This is a genomic window from uncultured Duncaniella sp., assembly GCF_910577345.1.
Classification (GTDB): domain Bacteria; phylum Bacteroidota; class Bacteroidia; order Bacteroidales; family Muribaculaceae; genus Duncaniella.
Window position 1 is genome coordinate 1 of sequence record NZ_CAJTMT010000037.1, and the last position, 17,124, is coordinate 17,124.

Genomic DNA, 17,124 nt, shown 5'->3' on the forward strand with positions numbered 1-17,124 from the left:
CTTTTCAAAGCGTCCGCAACAGCCTCCCAATCCGTCCCTACCGGAAGCGTCCCCACCGGAAGCGTCCCCACCGGCTTCGGGGACACGGAGAGGATGATATGGACGTGGTTGGGCATGATGACATGGTTGAGGAGTTCGAGGCCTGGGAAATGTGTGGGGAGTGCGGCGATCTGTCGGTCGATGATTGTACCGGGGAGGGATGGGCGCATCTCGCCATTTTCTATGGCTCCGAAGTAGTGCGATTTGTCTTTGCAACATATCGTCACAAAGTAAATGCCATCGTTATAGTCATGCCAGTCAGCACGAAATTGACACCTGTCAGTCATTCTTTTTGGGGTTCCATCTGAATAAAAAGAGATACAAAAGCACAAAAGGGCATAAGGAACAAAAGAATTTTATAAGGCCATGAAGTTAACTACCAGTCTTACAGAAAAATATGATACAAAAGCACAAAAGAGCATAAGAAACAAAAGTATAATTTACTTCAATTTAATCTTCTGTACCTTCTGATCTTTTGTCCTTATGTACCCTTCTCGCAGTTTGGATACAAAAGCACAAAAGAGCATAAGGGACAAAAGTATAATAATCTTTTGTACCTTCTGGCCTTTTGTCCTTATGTACCCTTCCCGCAGATTGCACTGGATGGTTAGAGTTTCATGCCGATGCCGAAGAGGGCGAAGTCGTAGATGGTCGGGTCGGTAGGGTTGAAGCGGCGGAGGTGGGCGGTGACCTCATCGACCGAGCGGCGGTCGTTGGCCTTGCGGGTCAGCAGTCCGAGCTCGCGGGAGATGTCGCCCACATGCACGTCAAGCGGAATGAACAGTTGCGAGGGATTTATGACATCCCACACGCCGAGGTCGACGATACCATCGTTGCGCACCAACCAGCGGAGAGCCATGTTGACACGTTTCAGAGCCGTTGTCGTGAGATTCTGCGGAAGGCATCGCGACGCAAGGTCAGTGTTGGCCGGATCAGTTTCGACAAGCACGCGGTTTATCCCCTCGACAAGTTTCCATGCCGGAGCCTCGGATGACGCAATATCCTCGCTGCGGGCAAAATCCAGAAGCGAACCGTGGCGCGAGTAGATGGCACGGAGTCCGCGCAGATAGTGTTTGAGATGCTGCGTGAAGAAAGTGCGGTGGATATTCTGTCCGTCAGGGAGGTCCTCATAGCCACGGTCCATCATATAGGCGTAAGGCTTGTTGTCCATGAGCGACAGGAGGCGGTCGCAGTCACGGCATATCATCTTGCGGTTGCCCCAGGCGATGCCCGAGGTCAATAGTGCCGATATTTCTATGTCGCGGAGGTCGGAAAACCTGCGCGGGAATTGAACGGGATCATCATCAATAAAAGACGGCGAGTTGATTCTCGCCGCCTCTGTATCAAGAAGATCCTTAAGATCTCTTTCAGTCATTTGTTGGGATAAGTTTTTTTGGGGAGGAATTAGAGGGATTAGAGTTATCAGAGCTATCAGAGTACTCTGACAACTCTGATTGCTCTGATAATCCTGATTGCTCTGATAATCCTGATTGCTCTGATAATTTTCTCTGATAATCCTGATTGCTCTGATAATTTTCTCTGATAATCCTGATTACTCTGATATTAGAAAATCACTGCTGCGGTATCCTTGGCTACTTCGGCGGGAGCGACGAGGGCCTGGGGTTCGAAACCGGCCATTGCCTTGTCGACATCATCAATAAGCTCCTGGCTCTGCTTGTCGCGCGACACGATGATGCCTTCGGGATTGATAAGGATGATGCAGGGGATGCCTGAAATGCCATAGAGTTCGGTGGGAACAGACTGAGCGTTGATGATGCAGGGCCATTCGAGACCGTGGCTCTTGATTGCCTTGAGGGTATTGTCGGGCTCATCCCAGACGGCAACGCCGAGGACATCGAGACCCTTGTCCTTATACTTGTTGTAGAGCTCCTTGATGACCTTGGTCTGACGGATGCAGGGACCACACCAGCTTGCCCAAAAGTCAACGAGAGTGTAGCGGCCCGGCTTCACATAATCGCTGAGTTTCTCTTCCTTTCCATTGTAGGTGACGGTGAAGTCCTTGTAGTGCTTGCCTTCGGAAGTCTCAGCTTTGGCCACTTTACCCTTGCGCACAGACTGCACCCGTTTTGACTGTGCAACAGCCTTGTCGGCCGCCATCGCTGCGTCAAGTTCTGAAAGCTCCATGTCATTGGCAAGCTGAATGAAATAATAAAGCCCAAGGGCATTACCCTTGTTTTCCTCGTAGGCTTTGAGGGGAATGGCTGTATATTCTTTCTCAAGCTCAACGCCTTTAGCAACCTGAGTGGAATCATTCTGGTCAAGAGCACGGAATTCCTTGACAATATCATTCATCTTTTTGGAATAAGCCGTCATCTTTGCATTGAGAGGAGTACGGGAGTCATCACCGGCAGGCCCGATGACAATATTTCCTTCTTCCACAATGAAGATAGGTCCGCGGGCACCGTTCACAATGATGCGACCGATGAAAGGAGCATCGACGTGACCGGCAAATTTAACCTGCTTGTCAGTGACAACCATCGAATCGAGCTTGGCATCGTTGTCCCAATCATAGAGATATGCCATTGTATTGTTGTGTTCTTCCGAAACCGGCAGAGTCACCGTGTAGTTGGGCTGAGCCTGCAGTCCACAGGCGCTGACGGCCATCATCGCAGCCGAGAGCATAATCATTGATTTCTTGTTCATAATAAGGTTTTAATCTTTATATGCGACAAAAGTAACTAAAATCCACCAAACAGCCAAAGTCAAAAGCAACGGTTTCAGGGTCTATTATACCGGAATCTGCTGATACAGGACTATCAGCTGACTTATCGATAAGAAAAAAAGTGCCTGGCGGAAGAGTCCGTCAGGCACAATGATTATGAAATTGATACTGAAATATCCAGAGGCTTATTTCACGATGACCGAAGCTTATTTCACGATAACCTTGGTGGTCACTGTGCGGCCTGAAGCAAGGGTGTCGACCTTGATGAGGAGCCCCTTGGCGTCGTTGCCGACACGGATACCCTGAAGATTGTAGAAGACAGTGGAGACTACTTCTGCGTCAGCACCTACTGAGTCGATACCGGAAGTGGAACCGCCTACCTCGACAGCGTCACCGAGACCGCCCATCTCGTTGGCGGCACGGACTGAGTAGACAGCCTCATCGGCACGGCTCTCGGCAATCTCAAATTCGGGTTCGAGTGTGAAGGCGATTACCTGACCGTTGCGGCATACAGCCCAACATGCGGCGTAGTCGCTGTTGTCCCAAGTGAGGAGACCGTTTTCGAGTGAAAGGTTGGTGACGATGGGAGCCTGTTCGGTGAGACCGAGGGGGTTCCATTCGTCAGAACCGCCCATGACGTTCTCGACGCTGAGTTCGGCAACCTGAGCTTCGGTGAGGACAGCGCTTGCCTGAGTGCCACCGTCGAATTTCACCTTGCGGGAAGCAAGATCAACGGCGATACCATTCTTGTCTGTACTGTTGTATTCAGCGAATACTTCGGGCTTGTTGCCACCCATCTCACCCCAACCGTCGGCTGCAGGGATGACGTTCATGCGGGTGTTGATGTACTGCGCACGGGCATTGGCACCCCAAGGACGACCGAGACGGTAAGAACCGTTGACAACAGATTCGGCACCTGCGGGACAATTGATTTCGCAGTCAAGGAATACATAACCGTATTTGAGCTGACCGTTGGGAGCTGCAATCACATTGCCCGAGCGGTTCTCGACAACGAGGTTGACACGGTTGTAGTAAACGTCGCCGCCGCCGCAGAGGAAGTCGACTGTTCCGTGGATTTCAGAATCCTCCCAGTAGAAGCGTGAAGATGAGTTGTTGCTGTAGTATGTATCCTGATAAGAAAGGAGTGTCACGCGCTTGGCCACAGTCTTGTTACCCTTGTCCTGGAGGCAGACAGCACGACCGGTGGTGTTGGCGTAGGGATAGTCATTCTTGATGGTGATGTCCTGCATGTAGAGACCGGTGCTGGTGTTGAAGAGAGTGGCTGTCACGCCGATACCTTCAACTTCGGGCTTGTTGACGATGACGACACCTTCCTGGCTCTCACCGATGAGCGAGATGTTGGATGCGGAGATGCCGGTCAGAGTAGCCTTGCCGAGATCGTAGGTTCCGTTGTGGAGGAAGATGCGGTAGCGTGTGCCCTTGTCGCTGCGGGTATTTGCGGCTTCAAGAGCTGCAAGGAATTCAGCGGCGTTGGTGACCTCCTTGTCGAAGGCTACCTTTGCAACGGTCGGACGGCTCATGGTTGTGAATGTAATCTTCACAGCCTCGCTCATGGTGTTGCCGGCGGCGTCACTGACAGAACCTGCTGCGAGATTGAAGACATATTCGGTAGCATAGTCAAGGTTGCGGTAGTTGGCGGTCACGGTCTTGCCGGAAACTGCGAGCTCGAGTGCCTGACCGTTGAGAGTGGCCTTGGCAGCCGCTGTCAGCTTGACTTTCTCGTCGAAGTTGAGGACGATGCGGCCGGTGGAAGATGCACCTGCAGCATTGTCGGCGGGAACAGAAGAGATGAGCTTGGGAGCGACACCGTCGTTGTAGACCTCGGCATCGGCAGTGATGTAGATGGCAGAGATTGCTGTGCCGTCATTGTCAGCGGCAACGGTTCCGTCAACTGCGCCGTCGAGATCGGGACGCCAGCGGATGAAGAGATTCTCGGCATGGTCGGCGGCTGCGGGAAGAGCACCGGCGATTTCGTTCTGAGTCTTGGCACCTTCCATGGTGATGCGGGTCACCTCGTTCCAAGTCTCGCCATCGAGAGAGTATTCGAGCACCTGAGTGGTGTAGGCGTTGTAGTTATACATCATCTTGGCCTGCACCTTGATGTTGGAGAAGTCGCGTGCGTTGATCTTGGTCTGATAGTAGTACTGACCGAGCTTCTTCCAGTTGACGGCTGCACCTGCGAAGCTTTCGTAGCCACCGGCAGCGACAGTCGACTTGTCAAGCCAGCCCTGAGTGTTGCCTTCGGCATCACGGAGCACGAGGGTGGCGCTTTCATTTTCAGGAGTCGAGGCGAAGTCAGCGGGACGACCATTGGCACCTGCGAGATAGAAGTCCCATCCGACGATGTAGTCAACGGCAGAGTAAACGGCGGTGAGCGACTTGTCGCCATCCATTGTCACCTTGGTTTCGGCAAATGTTCCGCCGTCGCTCCAGTTGGTGAAGGTGAGGATGTCGTTGCCGCTTGCTGTGAGGGTCACGACAGTGCCTTCCTCATACATGTTCTTACCGTCGATAACCACGGGTGCGGGCTGCGGCTGAACCATGTAGAGGTTAGCTCCGCCCTCAACACCATAGTCGAGCGCATAGGTTGTAAGCTTCTCGAAGTTGGCTGTCAGTTCGGTGTCAGCACCGATTTCATAGGAGAAAGAAAGTTCGTCAGACACAACCTTACCGGAAGCATCTGTCCAATTCACGAACTTATAGCCGAAATTTTTCTCTACAGAGACTTTAATGACAGAACCATTGTCGTAGGAATCAGCCTTGGGATAGATGCTGACAACACCTGCACCCTCGGGAGCGACCACTGCCGAAAGAGTAAACTTGGCCACTTCCTCCATAGCACCGTCTACGACACCTTCAATACGGACATCGCTGAAACCGCCCTCCTTGGTGTTGCCGACACCGATGGTGGCGAAGAGCGAGAAACCTTCAGTCGAAGCAAGCTCTGCCTGCTGCGCCGGAGTAAGCTCAATCACAAAGCGATTTGTGTAGTTGTCATTCGAGCCATATTTATCTTCATTCTGCTGCTTATTGTTGCGGGGTGCGGTGAAGTTGCCGAGCTCGATTTTCTCACCATCTGCCTTCTTTGCGCTCACTGTGACACCGTTTGAAGCATCGGTACCAAAACGCTGGATGTAGGCACTCACCTTAGTGGGAGTAAATGTAAGTCCCTTGGCGGGTTTGAGAGTCCATTCCACCTCATCCTTGGCATCTGTCATGGGTCTAACCTTGAGGAATGTAACGGTATTACCGTTTTCATCGACAGCCTGACCTGTGCCCTGGCCTGTAATGTTTGCTCCACCGAGGTTGACAGCAGCAAAGGAGAACACGTTTGCAGGAGTAAGCTGATATGCTTCAGCAGTCTCATTGAATGACCATACAGCAGAAGCGGCCTCTTTGGTGAACACCTCACCTCCGGCAGACTCAACGACCGGAAGTTCAACCTGAATGTAGCGATAGTAGCTTCCATCTCCAATCACGATTTCAACAGTCTCGGGATTTCCGGCGCAAGTGAAAGAAGGAGTGTTAGATCCGTTGGCAACATTCTGACCGTCGACAGTTGTAGAAGTTGTCGGGCTGTAAGATTCAAACGAAACAACCGCGCCCTTACATGCAGGAGCAGTAAAGAGGGTACCATTGTTCATCTGTGCCCAGTCGTTCCAGTTGGCATTTGCAATCTTACCGTTGTGGGTATCGAAATCGAGCTTCACATCGATTGTCTCGGTACCGATCTTCGCCTGAGTCACCCAGAAACCTTTGACACCCTGGAAACCGACAGTCGGCGCACCGTTCTTGCGCTGGAAGTCCCAACGGAGAGTCACAGCATCGGTGCGGTCAGCGAGGGTCACGGTGTTGTTGACGAAGACTGGAGTGAGTGCGAGTGCGCCTGATACAGTCACGACCTCACCAATCTCATAGTTCTTGCTTCCGTCAGTCCAACCGACAAGGGTCTTGCCTTCCTGATACATTGTGAAGTTTGCAGGAATGGTGAAAGTCTTGCCTATCTCAACCTTCTCACCTGCAGGGAGGACACCGGCATCGGCATATTCGCCAAAGCCGAAGGAAACCTCAACCTCTTCAGCAAGGTCGGCAGGGTCTACAGCCTCTACTGCGATGTAGGGGGTGTAGGCACCTCCGGAAATAGTGAGCGTAGCAGCTCCACCCTTGTAGGTAGCCGAAGCGATATTGGCAGCCTTGTCGTTGTGGTAGCAGGCGCCGGTGTTTGTGTTGAATGAAGCGACTGTCTCGCCGGCTTCATTTTTAACAGTTACATCACTACCCCAGGCGCAGGTTCCCATTGAAACCTTCACGGGACCCTCGACTTTCACGGTCGAAGTGAAATTGCCCCAACCATGCTCATTGGTGTGAAATTTACCTGTAAGCACTATCGCAGCCGCAGCATCATCTGCTGTAACACGCGAAACCGAACCGTCAGCACCGACGGCAACTCCGAATGTGGTCAATGACTTGTCGGCAATCTCCTGTTCGGTCAAAAGATTTCCGTTAGTCAGATCCACTTTGATGTCCTTGAAGTCAGCACGCGCGGACTGGTAGCCCAGCAGACACGCCAGAACAAGGACAACATTCCAGATTCTTTTTGTCATGAGTAAAAATTTGTAATGATTGGTATTAAATTTATTGATAATAAAATAGTTAATTCCGGAGGTAAGAGTTATTGTAATTTCTATTGTGATTTATACACTCAAAACAAGCGATATTAGACTTTACGATTGCAAATCTACAACTTAATTCGCTAATTTACAAGCGTTATGATAAATAAGAATTCAAATTTTACTCCGAAAGATTTAACAACTCTGTTTGCACAGGTATCAAAAATAATACCTATCTTTGCGTATCAAACCTTAAACAATAAAAACCACCATGCCAGAACTATTCAGATTTTTCGGTTTCTCATTTTTCTTCTTCAGCAAAGAGCATGAACCAATCCACGTCCATGTTGAAGGAGCCGAAGGAAAAGTGATTTTTGATTACGACGAGGATAAAGATTGCTTTATCATCCGAGAACTCATAAATATCAAACCGAATGATTTGAAACGAATCAGAAAAATCATAAAAGAGAATCAGGATATTATCATCAAACGTTGGAAAGAATATTTTGAATGAACAAGATTACGGAAATATGGTTTGACAGCCAACATATCTACGGAAGAACTGACGATGGACAAACCGTGAGCCAGTCACTCCTCTGGTATCCGAAGTTACTCAACGCTTCGGACCTGGAACGTTCGGAATACCGTTTCGGATTCGATGGCATACACTGGCGCAATCTGGACGAGGACATCAGCTTTGAAAGCTTTGAATATGAAGATACTGAACCGACGCCAATGCAGAAATTTTTCCTCACACACCCTGAAATCAACATTGCAGGGTTTGCAAAGCATATCGGTATAAACGCATCCTTGCTTCGAAACTATATCAACGGATTCAAAAAGCCCTCACAGGAAAGAGAAAAAGAGATTCTCGATTGCATCCACGCATTAGGACAGGATCTGATACGGATAAATTTTTAGAAAAAACGACCTTAGGCACTAACCACATTAATATAATACAACAAAAGTCCGTCTGCACTGTGCAGACGGACTTTTGTTGTATTATAAGTTCCGTTTATCAGCGGATATGATTTTTTACATCATGCCGCCCATGCCACCCATTCCGGGAGCGGGCATTGCGGGAGCGGGGTTCTCCTCTTTCTTGTCGGCGATGACACAGGAAGTGGTGAGGAACATTCCGGCAATCGAAGCCGCATTCTCAAGAGCCACGCGGGTAACCTTGGCGGGGTCAATGACACCGGCTGCGAGAAGGTTCTCGTAGTTACCGGTGCGAGCATTGTAGCCGAAGTCAGCGTTGCCGTCCTTCACTTTCTGGACAACCACGGCACCCTCTTCACCTGCATTGGCAACAATCTGGCGGAGGGGTTCCTCAATGGCACGGAGAACGATGTTGATACCGGTGGTCTCGTCGTCGTTTGCACCCTTAAGGTTTTCAAGAGACTTCACGCAACGGATATATGCCACACCGCCGCCGGGGACGATACCCTCGGCAATAGCTGCACGGGTTGCAGAAAGAGCGTCGTCAACGCGGTCCTTCTTCTCCTTCATCTCGACCTCGCTGGGAGCACCGATGTGGAGGACGGCAACACCGCCTGCAAGCTTGGCGAGGCGTTCCTGAAGTTTCTCGCGGTCATAGTCACTTGTGGTCTGCTCAATCTGAGCCTTAATCTGGGCGATGCGGGCTGCGATAGCGTCCTTGTTACCGGCACCGTTTACGATAGTGGTGTTCTCCTTGTTGACAGTAATCTTCTCGGCACGGCCAAGCTGATCGACCGTAGCTGCGGTGAGCTGCATACCCTTTTCCTCAGAGATGACAACGCCACCGGTGAGCACTGCGATGTCCTCAAGCATTTCCTTACGACGGTCGCCGAAACCGGGAGCCTTGACTGCGCAAACCTTGAGCGAACCGCGGAGACGGTTGACAACGAGAGTTGCGAGAGCTTCCTGATCGACATCCTCGGAGATGATGAGAAGGCCGCGGCCGGACTGTGCTGTCTGTTCGAGAACGGGAAGAATATCCTTGATGTTTGAAATCTTCTTGTCGTAGATAAGGATGTAGGGGCTTTCCATCACACACTCCATCTTCTCAGTGTTGGTGACGAAGTAGGGAGAGATGTAGCCACGGTCAAACTGCATACCCTCGACGATGTCGACAGTAGTCTCAGTACCCTTGGCCTCATCAACGGTGATGACACCTTCCTTCTTAACCTTCTTCATGGCCTCGGCGATGAGATGGCCGATAGCCTCGTCATTGTTGGCAGAGATGCGGGCCACGTCCTCGATTTTCTTGAAATCGTCGCCCACTTCCTGACTCTGAGCCTTGATGCCCTCGACAACGACAGCAACCGCACGGTCAATACCACGCTTGATATCCATGGGGTTTGCACCGGCAGCAACGTTCTTCAGACCAACATTGATGATTGCCTGAGCAAGCACGGTTGCAGTTGTGGTACCGTCGCCGGCATCGTCGCCTGTCTTTGAAGCAACTTCCTTCACGAGCTGTGCGCCCATGTTCTGGAAGGGATCTTCGAGCTCTACTTCACGCGCAACGCTGACACCGTCCTTGGTGATGTGGGGTGCGCCGAACTTCTTCTCGATGATTACATTGCGGCCTTTCGGGCCGAGGGTTACCTTGACGGCATCGGCGAGAGCGTCGACACCTTTTTTGAGCTCTTCACGAGCCTTTATATCGAATTTGATTTCTTTTGCCATTTTCGTAAATAGTTTAAAGTGGTTGTATGCGTAAATTTATTATCGCATTGAATTCTTTAGATTGTCAAAAAAAAAAAGAGACTCTCTGTTATTTTTCAAGGATAGCGAGAATGTCGCTCTGACGCATGATGAGATATTTGGTGCCTTCAAGCTCAACTTCCGAGCCTGCATACTTGCCGAAAAGGACCTCATCGCCGGTCTTGACGACCATTTCCTCGTCCTTGGTACCGTTGCCGGTAGCCACGACTGTTCCGCGAAGGGGTTTCTCCTTGGCTGTATCGGGGATGATGATACCGGCTGCGGTAACTTCCTCAGCAGGAGTGGGGCTAATCAGCACTCTGTCAGCTAATGGCTTGATATTCATAGTTTCTTTGTATTATAATTTAATTATATTGATGATTTATTCAAAGATTCAATGGACCGGAAAGCGGTCCGCATATCAGAAATGGCATAAACCGTGCCAAAGGCAAGGCTTGTCAGTCACGACTGACAAAAATGTCAAAACTTCATTCGGTGGAGTAAAGTTCATGGCATACGTCAAGACCGCACATACAACGCAATCAGTATGTCGGTCCCTCGTTGTTAGAAACATCTCCGGGGTGCATAAAGTTCAAATCCCTCACGATTGCTCCGGTCTCCAAATTCACAGTGCCGACGCTATGGCTGCGCGCGACTCCTCCATCAGACGGGTAAGGTCATGGCCGTTGGCCGTCGGATGGATTGGCTTGTGGATTGTCAGATGGATATGTCCGGGGACCGGAAGCTTCTTGAACCGCGGAAGCACATCGAAGGCCCCGTTGATTGTCAGGGGGACAACCGGGAGGTTGAATTCTATGGCAAGGCGATAGGCACCGCGCTTGAACTGGCGCATCTCGCCGTTCCATGTCCTCGCGCCCTCCGGAAAGACAACGAGCGACATTCCTCCGCTCAACTGGCGTTCGGCCTTCTCCATAGTCCGGCGGGTGGCAGCCGGAGAAGAGTTGTCGACAAAAATCTGCTGCGCCCACCGGCAGGCCCATCCTACGAAGGGAATCTTCCGCAGACTCTGCTTCATCATCCAGCGGAAGTTATGGCCGAGATAGCCGTAGACGGTGAAAATATCGTAGGCACCCTGATGGTTGGCCACAAACATATAGCTCACCTTCGGGTCAATGTTCTCGCGTCCGCTGACAGTCACCCTGACAAAAGCAAGCCAACAGAACAAACGCGACCAGAGAATCTCAGGATAATAGCCCCACCAGCGGCCGAAGCCGAGAGCTGAACCGATGACCGTAGCCACGGCCGTAAGGATAGTTGCCACTATCAGGAGAGGACACATCACTATAATCTGATAGATGCGATAGAGGATAAGCATAACCGAGAAATGGTGGAGTTTAAAAGAGTGAGAATTTACGGTGGAGAGGATGTTGAAATCGTTCACAAAAATACACATTATTCCCAATAATTTCAAAAAATGTGCAATTATTATTGCCGACGACCGCCCACCGCCACCACCTATAATATATAGGAGGAGGGGGTGAAGGCAAAGCCTTTCCGAACGTTAAACAATCTTTCGCTCAGTTAAAGAAATTTTTCTTTAATTCTTGTAAACACCGATGTTTTGACGTAACTTTGCACTATCAAGCCGACTATGACAGATGGTCGGCCCGCTCACCTACAGCATTACTCCGGTCAAGAGGCCGGTTTTCGATAGCTCAATTTCATAAATCCAATCTAATAATTTTTTTAATTTCATTTCCAACTATGTGGTTAACATGCTCATCTATAGGAAGGAAGTTCGTGATGGCTCTCACGGGCATTTGCCTTGTCCTATTTGTCACGTTTCACTGTCTGATGAACGGAGTGGCTATCTTCTCGCCTGAAGGCTACAACGCCGTCTGCGCCTTCCTCGGCGCCAACTGGTATGCTCTCGTAGCATCGCTCGGCCTCGCAGCCCTCTTCATCATCCACATCTGTTACGCCCTTTGGCTGACAATCCAGAACCGCAAGGCACGCGGCAACGACCGCTATGCCGTTGTCACCAAACCCGTACAGGTTGAGTGGGCATCTCAGAACATGCTCGTGCTCGGCATCGTTGTTCTTGCCTTCATTGTGGTTCACATGATCCAGTTCTGGGCAAAAATGCAGCTCGCCGAAATCATGGGCCAGCACTTCCCTGATCCTCAGAACGGCATCTACTTCATTGGCGAAGCTTTCCGTAACGTATGGACTCCCATCGTCTACATCATCGGCTTCATCGCTCTCTGGTTCCACATGAACCACGGCTTCTGGTCAATGTTCCAGAGCTGCGGATGGGACAACGACACCTGGCTCCCCCGCCTCAAGGCCATCGGTTTCTGGTGGACTACCATCGTGGTTCTTCTTTTCATTGCAGAAGCTATCGTGTTCACAGTCCGTGCCCATAGCGGATGTTTTTAATCTCATCGTAAACAATACCACATCACAGATATGGCAGACATTAAGAACCTTGAGGGTATGATCGACTCTACCCCCATCATGAAGGATTACGCCGACATCGAATCCTCCAAGCTTCCTGAATATCAAATTGATTCAAAGATTCCCGAGGGCCCTCTCGCCCAGAAGTGGACAAACTATAAGGCTCATCAGAAGCTCGTCAACCCCGCCAACAAGCGTAACCTCGACGTGATTGTCGTCGGTACAGGTCTCGCCGGTGCATCAGCTGCATCTACCCTCGGCGAACTCGGCTTCAATGTGCTCAACTTCTGCATCCAGGACTCCCCCCGCCGCGCTCACTCGATCGCCGCACAGGGTGGTATCAATGCAGCAAAGGACTATCAGAACGACGGAGACTCCGTCTATCGTCTCTTCTACGACACAATCAAGGGTGGTGACTTCCGCTCACGCGAAGCCAACGTCTACCGTCTTGCAGAAGTGTCAAACAACATCATCGACCAGTGCGTTGCACAGGGTGTTCCCTTCGCCCGTGAATACGGCGGCCTCCTCGCCAACCGTTCGTTCGGTGGCGCTCAGGTGTCCCGTACATTCTACGCCAAGGGTCAGACCGGCCAGCAGCTCCTCCTCGGTGCCTACGCTTCACTCAACCGTCAGATCAAGAAGGGCACTGTGAAGTCGTTCAACCGTCGCGAGATGCTCGACGTCGTCATCATCGACGGTCGCGCACGCGGTATCATCGTCCGCAACCTCATCACAGGTGAGATCGAGCGCTACGCCGCACATGCAGTCGTACTCGCAACGGGTGGCTACGGCCGTGCATTCTTCCTTTCGACCAACGCTATGGGCTGCAACGGCTCTGCCGCTGTCCAGGCTTTCAAGAAGGGTGCCTACCTTGCCAACCTCGCCTTCACTCAGATCCACCCGACCTGTATCCCCGTTCACGGTGAAGACCAGTCCAAGCTCACCCTCATGAGCGAATCCCTCCGTAACGACGGCCGCATCTGGGTTCCCAAGAAGAAAGAGGATGCCGAGGCAATCCGTGCAGGCAAGAAGAAACCTACCGACATCCCCGACGAGGACCGCGACTTCTATCTCGAACGCCGCTACCCCGCCTTCGGTAACCTCTGCCCCCGCGACATCGCCAGCCGTGCCGCCAAGGAGCGCTGCGATGCCGGATTCGGTGTCGGAACAGGCAACGCCGTTTACCTCGACTTCAAATATGCCATCAACCGTCTCGGTGAAGATGTCGTGCGTGACCGCTACGGCAACCTCTTCGACATGTATCAGATGATTTCTGATGACAACCCCTACGAGACCCCGATGATGATCTTCCCTGCAAGCCACTACACAATGGGTGGTATCTGGGTTGACTACGAACTCCAGACCTCAATCAAGGGTCTCTTCGCAATCGGCGAATGTAACTTCTCCGACCACGGTGCAAACCGCCTCGGTGCATCGGCTCTCATGCAGGGTCTTGCTGACGGTTACTTCGTGCTCCCCTACACTATGCAGAACTACCTCAGCGACCAGATTAAGGTTCCCCACTTCTCGACCGACTCCAAGGAATTCGACGAAGCTGAGAAGGGAGTCCGTGCCCGCATCGAGAAACTCATGTCAATCAAGGGTACCAAGTCGCCTGACCAGATTCACAAGCGCCTTGGCCATGTGATGTGGGACCTCGTAGGTATGGGCCGTACGCTCAAGAGCCTCGTTAAAGCAATCGACGAAGTGGAGAAGGTACGTCAGGAATTCTACACCGACCTCCGCATCGTTGGCCGCGCCGACGACCTCAACACCGAGCTTGAAAAGGCTCTCCGTCTCGAAGACTTCCTCGTTATCGCCAAGATGATGGCTATCGACGCCCTCAACCGCAACGAATCATGCGGCGCTCACTTCCGCGAAGAGTATCAGCTCGCCGACGGTGAGGCAGCCCGTAACGACAAGGACTACATGTATGTGTCTTGCTGGAAATACACCGGCGACAACGAAAAGCCTGTACTTCTCAAAGAACCTCTCAACTATACTGAAATCAAGGTTCAAACACGTAACTACAAATCATAAGAAAATTTCGAAGACAAATGGAACATACTATAAATGTAAACCTCAAGATTTGGCGTCAGCGTGGCCCCAAAGAACCGGGTTCATTCCAGACTTATCGTGTTGAGAACGTTTCGACCGGAAGCTCATTCCTCGAGATGCTCGACATGCTCAACCAGCAGCTCGTGGACCGCAACGAAGAGCCTGTCGTTTTTGACAGCGACTGTCGCGAAGGCATCTGCGGTATGTGCTCGCTCTACATCAACGGTCACCCCCACGGTCCCGTTCAGGGCATCACCACATGTCAGCTCCACATGCGTAAGTTCAACAACGAGGACACCATCACCATCGAGCCTTGGCGTTCGGCCGCATTCCCCGTCATCCGCGACCTTATGGTGAACCGTAACGCCTTCGACCAGATCCAGCAGGCAGGCGGCTACGTATCGTTCAACTGCGGTGGCGCTCCCGATGCCAACGATATACCCATCTCGAAGGAAGTGGCCGACGTTGCCATGGACTCAGCTACCTGTATCGGTTGCGGTGCCTGCGTGGCAGCTTGCAAGAACGGTTCTGCAATGCTCTTCGTCAGCGCCAAGGTCAGCCAGTTCGCACTTCTCCCCCAGGGTCAGGTGGAACGCGCTCGCCGCGCCCGCGCTATGGTAAGAAAGATGGACGAGCTTGGCTTCGGTAACTGCACCAACACCGGTGCTTGCGCAGCCGAATGTCCCAAGAACGTTCCTCTGAGCAACATCGCCCGTCTCAACCGCGAGTTCATCAAGGCTAAATTCGCCGACTGATAGACCGCGCGACATAAACCACCCTACACGACACCGTCCGTTTTCCCCGACACCGGGGTTAACGGACGGTGTTAATTTTACGCCACACTTTTGGAATTTTTATTAATTTGGTTAAAATCGTCATGAATGAGAACTTTTCATGGACAAACGACATTATATACAGTGGAATTAAGATATTGTCAATTCCACACAAACCCTATACCTGCATACTGACACATTTACTATTTTTTTAACGAACACTTTTAAACATATCTCATATATTATATAAATCAGATAAGACTATTCTCTACAAACCCAGATGAAAGGATGCAACCTTTCTTCCCTACCTACAATATATTAGGAATATTAGGAACCTGAGGCCGGATGAAGTGAGACACCATAAATCAATCTCACACCGCCCCGACATATCCCAAACCCGGATTGAAGAGCGTCAGATTGGCGTTGTTACAAAACGGATTACAATTATTGTTACGCTGTAACATTTTTGTAATCTTATTATTTAACACGCATCTCTTTGATTTTCAATTAATTACACCTATTTGTAACAACTTTGTCATTGAATTAACATATTTTTGCATTAAAAATATTCATTTCAGTGATTTTGGTTGTAATTTTGAAGTGTCAAACAAAACAAAGCCCCTCAAAAGGCAAACAAAACGACACCAACAACACTAACAATCAAAAACGTTCAACTCTCTAAAACGATATAATTATGGGAACTCAGGAATTTCAGAACAAGCTTATGAGCCTTCAGGACAACCTCCTCAACTTTGCCTACATGCTCACCTCAAACAGAGACAACGCTTACGATCTGCTCCAGGACACCACCCTGAAGGCCCTCGATAACGAAAGCAAGTATGTGGACAACACCAACTTCAAGGGTTGGGTTTTCACAATCATGCGCAACATCTTCATCAACAATTACCGTCGCGTCGTCCGTTCGGCTACTGTGATTGATCAGACTGAAGACCTCTACCACCTCAACCTCTCACAGGACTCCGGTCTTGAAACTCCCGAAGGTTCTTTCGGAGCAAACGAGATTTCAGACGCCATCAACGAATTCCCCGACGAATACCGCATCCCCTTCTCGATGCACGTTGCAGGCTACAAGTACAACGAGATTGCCGAAAAGATGAACCTTCCCCTCGGAACCGTCAAGAGCCGCATCTTCTTCGCCCGCAAGAAACTCCAGGTGCGTTTCGCCGACTACCGCTAAGCTACCCACATACTCCAATTCCGGAGACAAATCCCATAGACGGCTCTCGCCTATAAAGGATAAAAACACATCACCCGGGACCACAAAGCCCGCGCGTCAATAAAAACTATTTTGTAGAGATTAAATTTTCATGTTTCAACCGTACAGAGAAGTTTCCACATCACGTACACTTCATTCATGGTAATAAGATTGTTTTTAGATTCAGATAAAGTTAAAGATATAATAAATAAGATTTTGCACTACTAAAGATTTTTCATGTTAGGATACTTCAATCTACCCTACGAACTACACACAAAACACCCATACCGAGCGCCTGCGAAGAGACTTCGCGGGCGCTCCGCTTTATAAGCTATATGCCTATAACCTAATATATATAATATCTTTATATAATAAGCTATCTTTATACAATCACTCATTTTAAAGACATCTTCATAGATTTTTTATTAGACATCAAGTGATGATAGTCATGACAAAAACGGCAATAGCAAGAAACGGTAATAGCAATAAATGGCATCCGGTAAGACACCGAAAACAGGCAGAGGGTGTCCGCAAGGACACCGATTTCTTCGTAACCCTGTACATCGGAGCGCAGCGGAGATGTGCAGGGAAAAACAAAAAAACGCCTAAGATGTC

At 50.3% G+C, this 17,124-nt stretch carries 12 protein-coding genes and 1 pseudogene; 6 read left to right on the forward strand and 7 right to left on the reverse strand.

The annotated features are described in order from the left end of the window. The 4 genes and pseudogenes from QZ310_RS12125 to QZ310_RS12140 form a co-directional block, all read right to left on the reverse strand. A pseudogene (locus QZ310_RS12125) lies at positions 1–326 on the reverse strand (hypothetical protein); the annotation flags it as partial. 320 nt (positions 327–646) lie between these two features. Beyond that, complete coding sequence (locus QZ310_RS12130; protein ID WP_297073186.1) at positions 647–1,414, reverse strand: TIGR02757 family protein; 768 nt, start codon at positions 1,412–1,414, stop codon at positions 647–649. A 188-nt stretch (positions 1,415–1,602) separates the two neighbouring features. Further along, on the reverse strand, positions 1,603–2,703 hold the full coding sequence (locus QZ310_RS12135) for a TlpA disulfide reductase family protein (protein ID WP_297073188.1): 1,101 nt from the start codon (positions 2,701–2,703) through the stop codon (positions 1,603–1,605). A 225-nt stretch (positions 2,704–2,928) separates the two neighbouring features. Then, positions 2,929–7,347: a pectinesterase family protein gene (locus QZ310_RS12140; protein WP_297073190.1), complete on the reverse strand. Its 4,419-nt coding sequence runs from the start codon at positions 7,345–7,347 to the stop codon at positions 2,929–2,931. Between the two features lie 277 nt (positions 7,348–7,624). Here QZ310_RS12140 and QZ310_RS12145 point away from each other — a divergent pair, with 277 nt between their 5' ends. Together QZ310_RS12145 and QZ310_RS12150 are read left to right on the forward strand one after the other, a co-directional pair. Further along, positions 7,625–7,867, forward strand: a complete 243-nt coding sequence (locus tag QZ310_RS12145; protein ID WP_297073192.1) for a DUF4160 domain-containing protein — start codon at positions 7,625–7,627, stop codon at positions 7,865–7,867. Next, the gene (locus QZ310_RS12150) at positions 7,864–8,274 is read left to right on the forward strand and encodes a DUF2442 domain-containing protein (RefSeq protein WP_297073195.1); all 411 of its coding nucleotides are present in this window, start codon (positions 7,864–7,866) and stop codon (positions 8,272–8,274) included. Before QZ310_RS12145 ends, QZ310_RS12150 begins: the two co-directional genes overlap by 4 nt. A 114-nt stretch (positions 8,275–8,388) precedes the next feature. Here QZ310_RS12150 and groL read toward each other — a convergent pair whose 3' ends face one another. The 3 genes from groL to QZ310_RS12165 all read right to left on the reverse strand — a co-directional run bounded on the left by groL (position 8,389) and on the right by QZ310_RS12165 (position 11,380). Then, a complete protein-coding gene (groL, locus tag QZ310_RS12155; RefSeq protein ID WP_297073197.1) occupies positions 8,389–10,026 on the reverse strand; it encodes a chaperonin GroEL in 1,638 nt (545 codons plus the stop codon). Positions 10,027–10,114: 88 nt separating this feature from the next. Next, positions 10,115–10,390 (reverse strand): co-chaperone GroES, encoded by a 276-nt coding sequence (locus tag QZ310_RS12160; RefSeq protein ID WP_297073199.1) that lies wholly within the window; start codon positions 10,388–10,390, stop codon positions 10,115–10,117. 279 nt (positions 10,391–10,669) lie between these two features. Beyond that, entirely contained in the window at positions 10,670–11,380 is a 711-nt protein-coding gene (locus QZ310_RS12165; RefSeq protein ID WP_297073201.1) for a lysophospholipid acyltransferase family protein, read from the reverse strand. Positions 11,381–11,769: 389 nt separating this feature from the next. Here QZ310_RS12165 and QZ310_RS12170 point away from each other — a divergent pair, with 389 nt between their 5' ends. The 4 genes from QZ310_RS12170 to QZ310_RS12185 all read left to right on the forward strand — a co-directional run bounded on the left by QZ310_RS12170 (position 11,770) and on the right by QZ310_RS12185 (position 16,491). Next, positions 11,770–12,444, forward strand: a complete 675-nt coding sequence (locus QZ310_RS12170) for a succinate dehydrogenase cytochrome b subunit (protein WP_297073202.1) — start codon at positions 11,770–11,772, stop codon at positions 12,442–12,444. A 78-nt stretch (positions 12,445–12,522) separates the two neighbouring features. Next, positions 12,523–14,502: a fumarate reductase/succinate dehydrogenase flavoprotein subunit gene (locus QZ310_RS12175; RefSeq protein WP_297073224.1), complete on the forward strand. Its 1,980-nt coding sequence runs from the start codon at positions 12,523–12,525 to the stop codon at positions 14,500–14,502. Positions 14,503–14,519: 17 nt separating this feature from the next. Beyond that, positions 14,520–15,275, forward strand: coding sequence for a succinate dehydrogenase/fumarate reductase iron-sulfur subunit (locus tag QZ310_RS12180; protein WP_297073204.1), 756 nt, complete (start codon positions 14,520–14,522; stop codon positions 15,273–15,275). 712 nt (positions 15,276–15,987) lie between these two features. Then, positions 15,988–16,491 carry an RNA polymerase sigma factor gene (locus tag QZ310_RS12185; RefSeq protein ID WP_297073206.1) on the forward strand — a complete coding sequence of 168 codons (504 nt, stop codon included), beginning with the start codon at positions 15,988–15,990 and terminating at the stop codon, positions 16,489–16,491. Positions 16,492–17,124: the final 633 nt, after the last annotated feature.

What these genes read in the sequence shown, in the direction of transcription:
- QZ310_RS12130 (WP_297073186.1), bottom strand. Translation starts at nt 1,414, where the DNA reads ATGACTGAAAGAGATCTTAAGGATCTTCTTGATACAGAGGCGGCGAGA.
- QZ310_RS12135 (WP_297073188.1), bottom strand. Translation starts at nt 2,703, where the DNA reads ATGAACAAGAAATCAATGATTATGCTCTCGGCTGCGATGATGGCCGTC.
- QZ310_RS12140 (WP_297073190.1), bottom strand. Translation starts at nt 7,347, where the DNA reads ATGACAAAAAGAATCTGGAATGTTGTCCTTGTTCTGGCGTGTCTGCTG.
- QZ310_RS12145 (WP_297073192.1), top strand. Translation starts at nt 7,625, where the DNA reads ATGCCAGAACTATTCAGATTTTTCGGTTTCTCATTTTTCTTCTTCAGC.
- QZ310_RS12150 (WP_297073195.1), top strand. Translation starts at nt 7,864, where the DNA reads ATGAACAAGATTACGGAAATATGGTTTGACAGCCAACATATCTACGGA.
- groL (WP_297073197.1), bottom strand. Translation starts at nt 10,026, where the DNA reads ATGGCAAAAGAAATCAAATTCGATATAAAGGCTCGTGAAGAGCTCAAA.
- QZ310_RS12160 (WP_297073199.1), bottom strand. Translation starts at nt 10,390, where the DNA reads ATGAATATCAAGCCATTAGCTGACAGAGTGCTGATTAGCCCCACTCCT.
- QZ310_RS12165 (WP_297073201.1), bottom strand. Translation starts at nt 11,380, where the DNA reads ATGCTTATCCTCTATCGCATCTATCAGATTATAGTGATGTGTCCTCTC.
- QZ310_RS12170 (WP_297073202.1), top strand. Translation starts at nt 11,770, where the DNA reads ATGTGGTTAACATGCTCATCTATAGGAAGGAAGTTCGTGATGGCTCTC.
- QZ310_RS12175 (WP_297073224.1), top strand. Translation starts at nt 12,523, where the DNA reads ATGAAGGATTACGCCGACATCGAATCCTCCAAGCTTCCTGAATATCAA.
- QZ310_RS12180 (WP_297073204.1), top strand. Translation starts at nt 14,520, where the DNA reads ATGGAACATACTATAAATGTAAACCTCAAGATTTGGCGTCAGCGTGGC.
- QZ310_RS12185 (WP_297073206.1), top strand. Translation starts at nt 15,988, where the DNA reads ATGGGAACTCAGGAATTTCAGAACAAGCTTATGAGCCTTCAGGACAAC.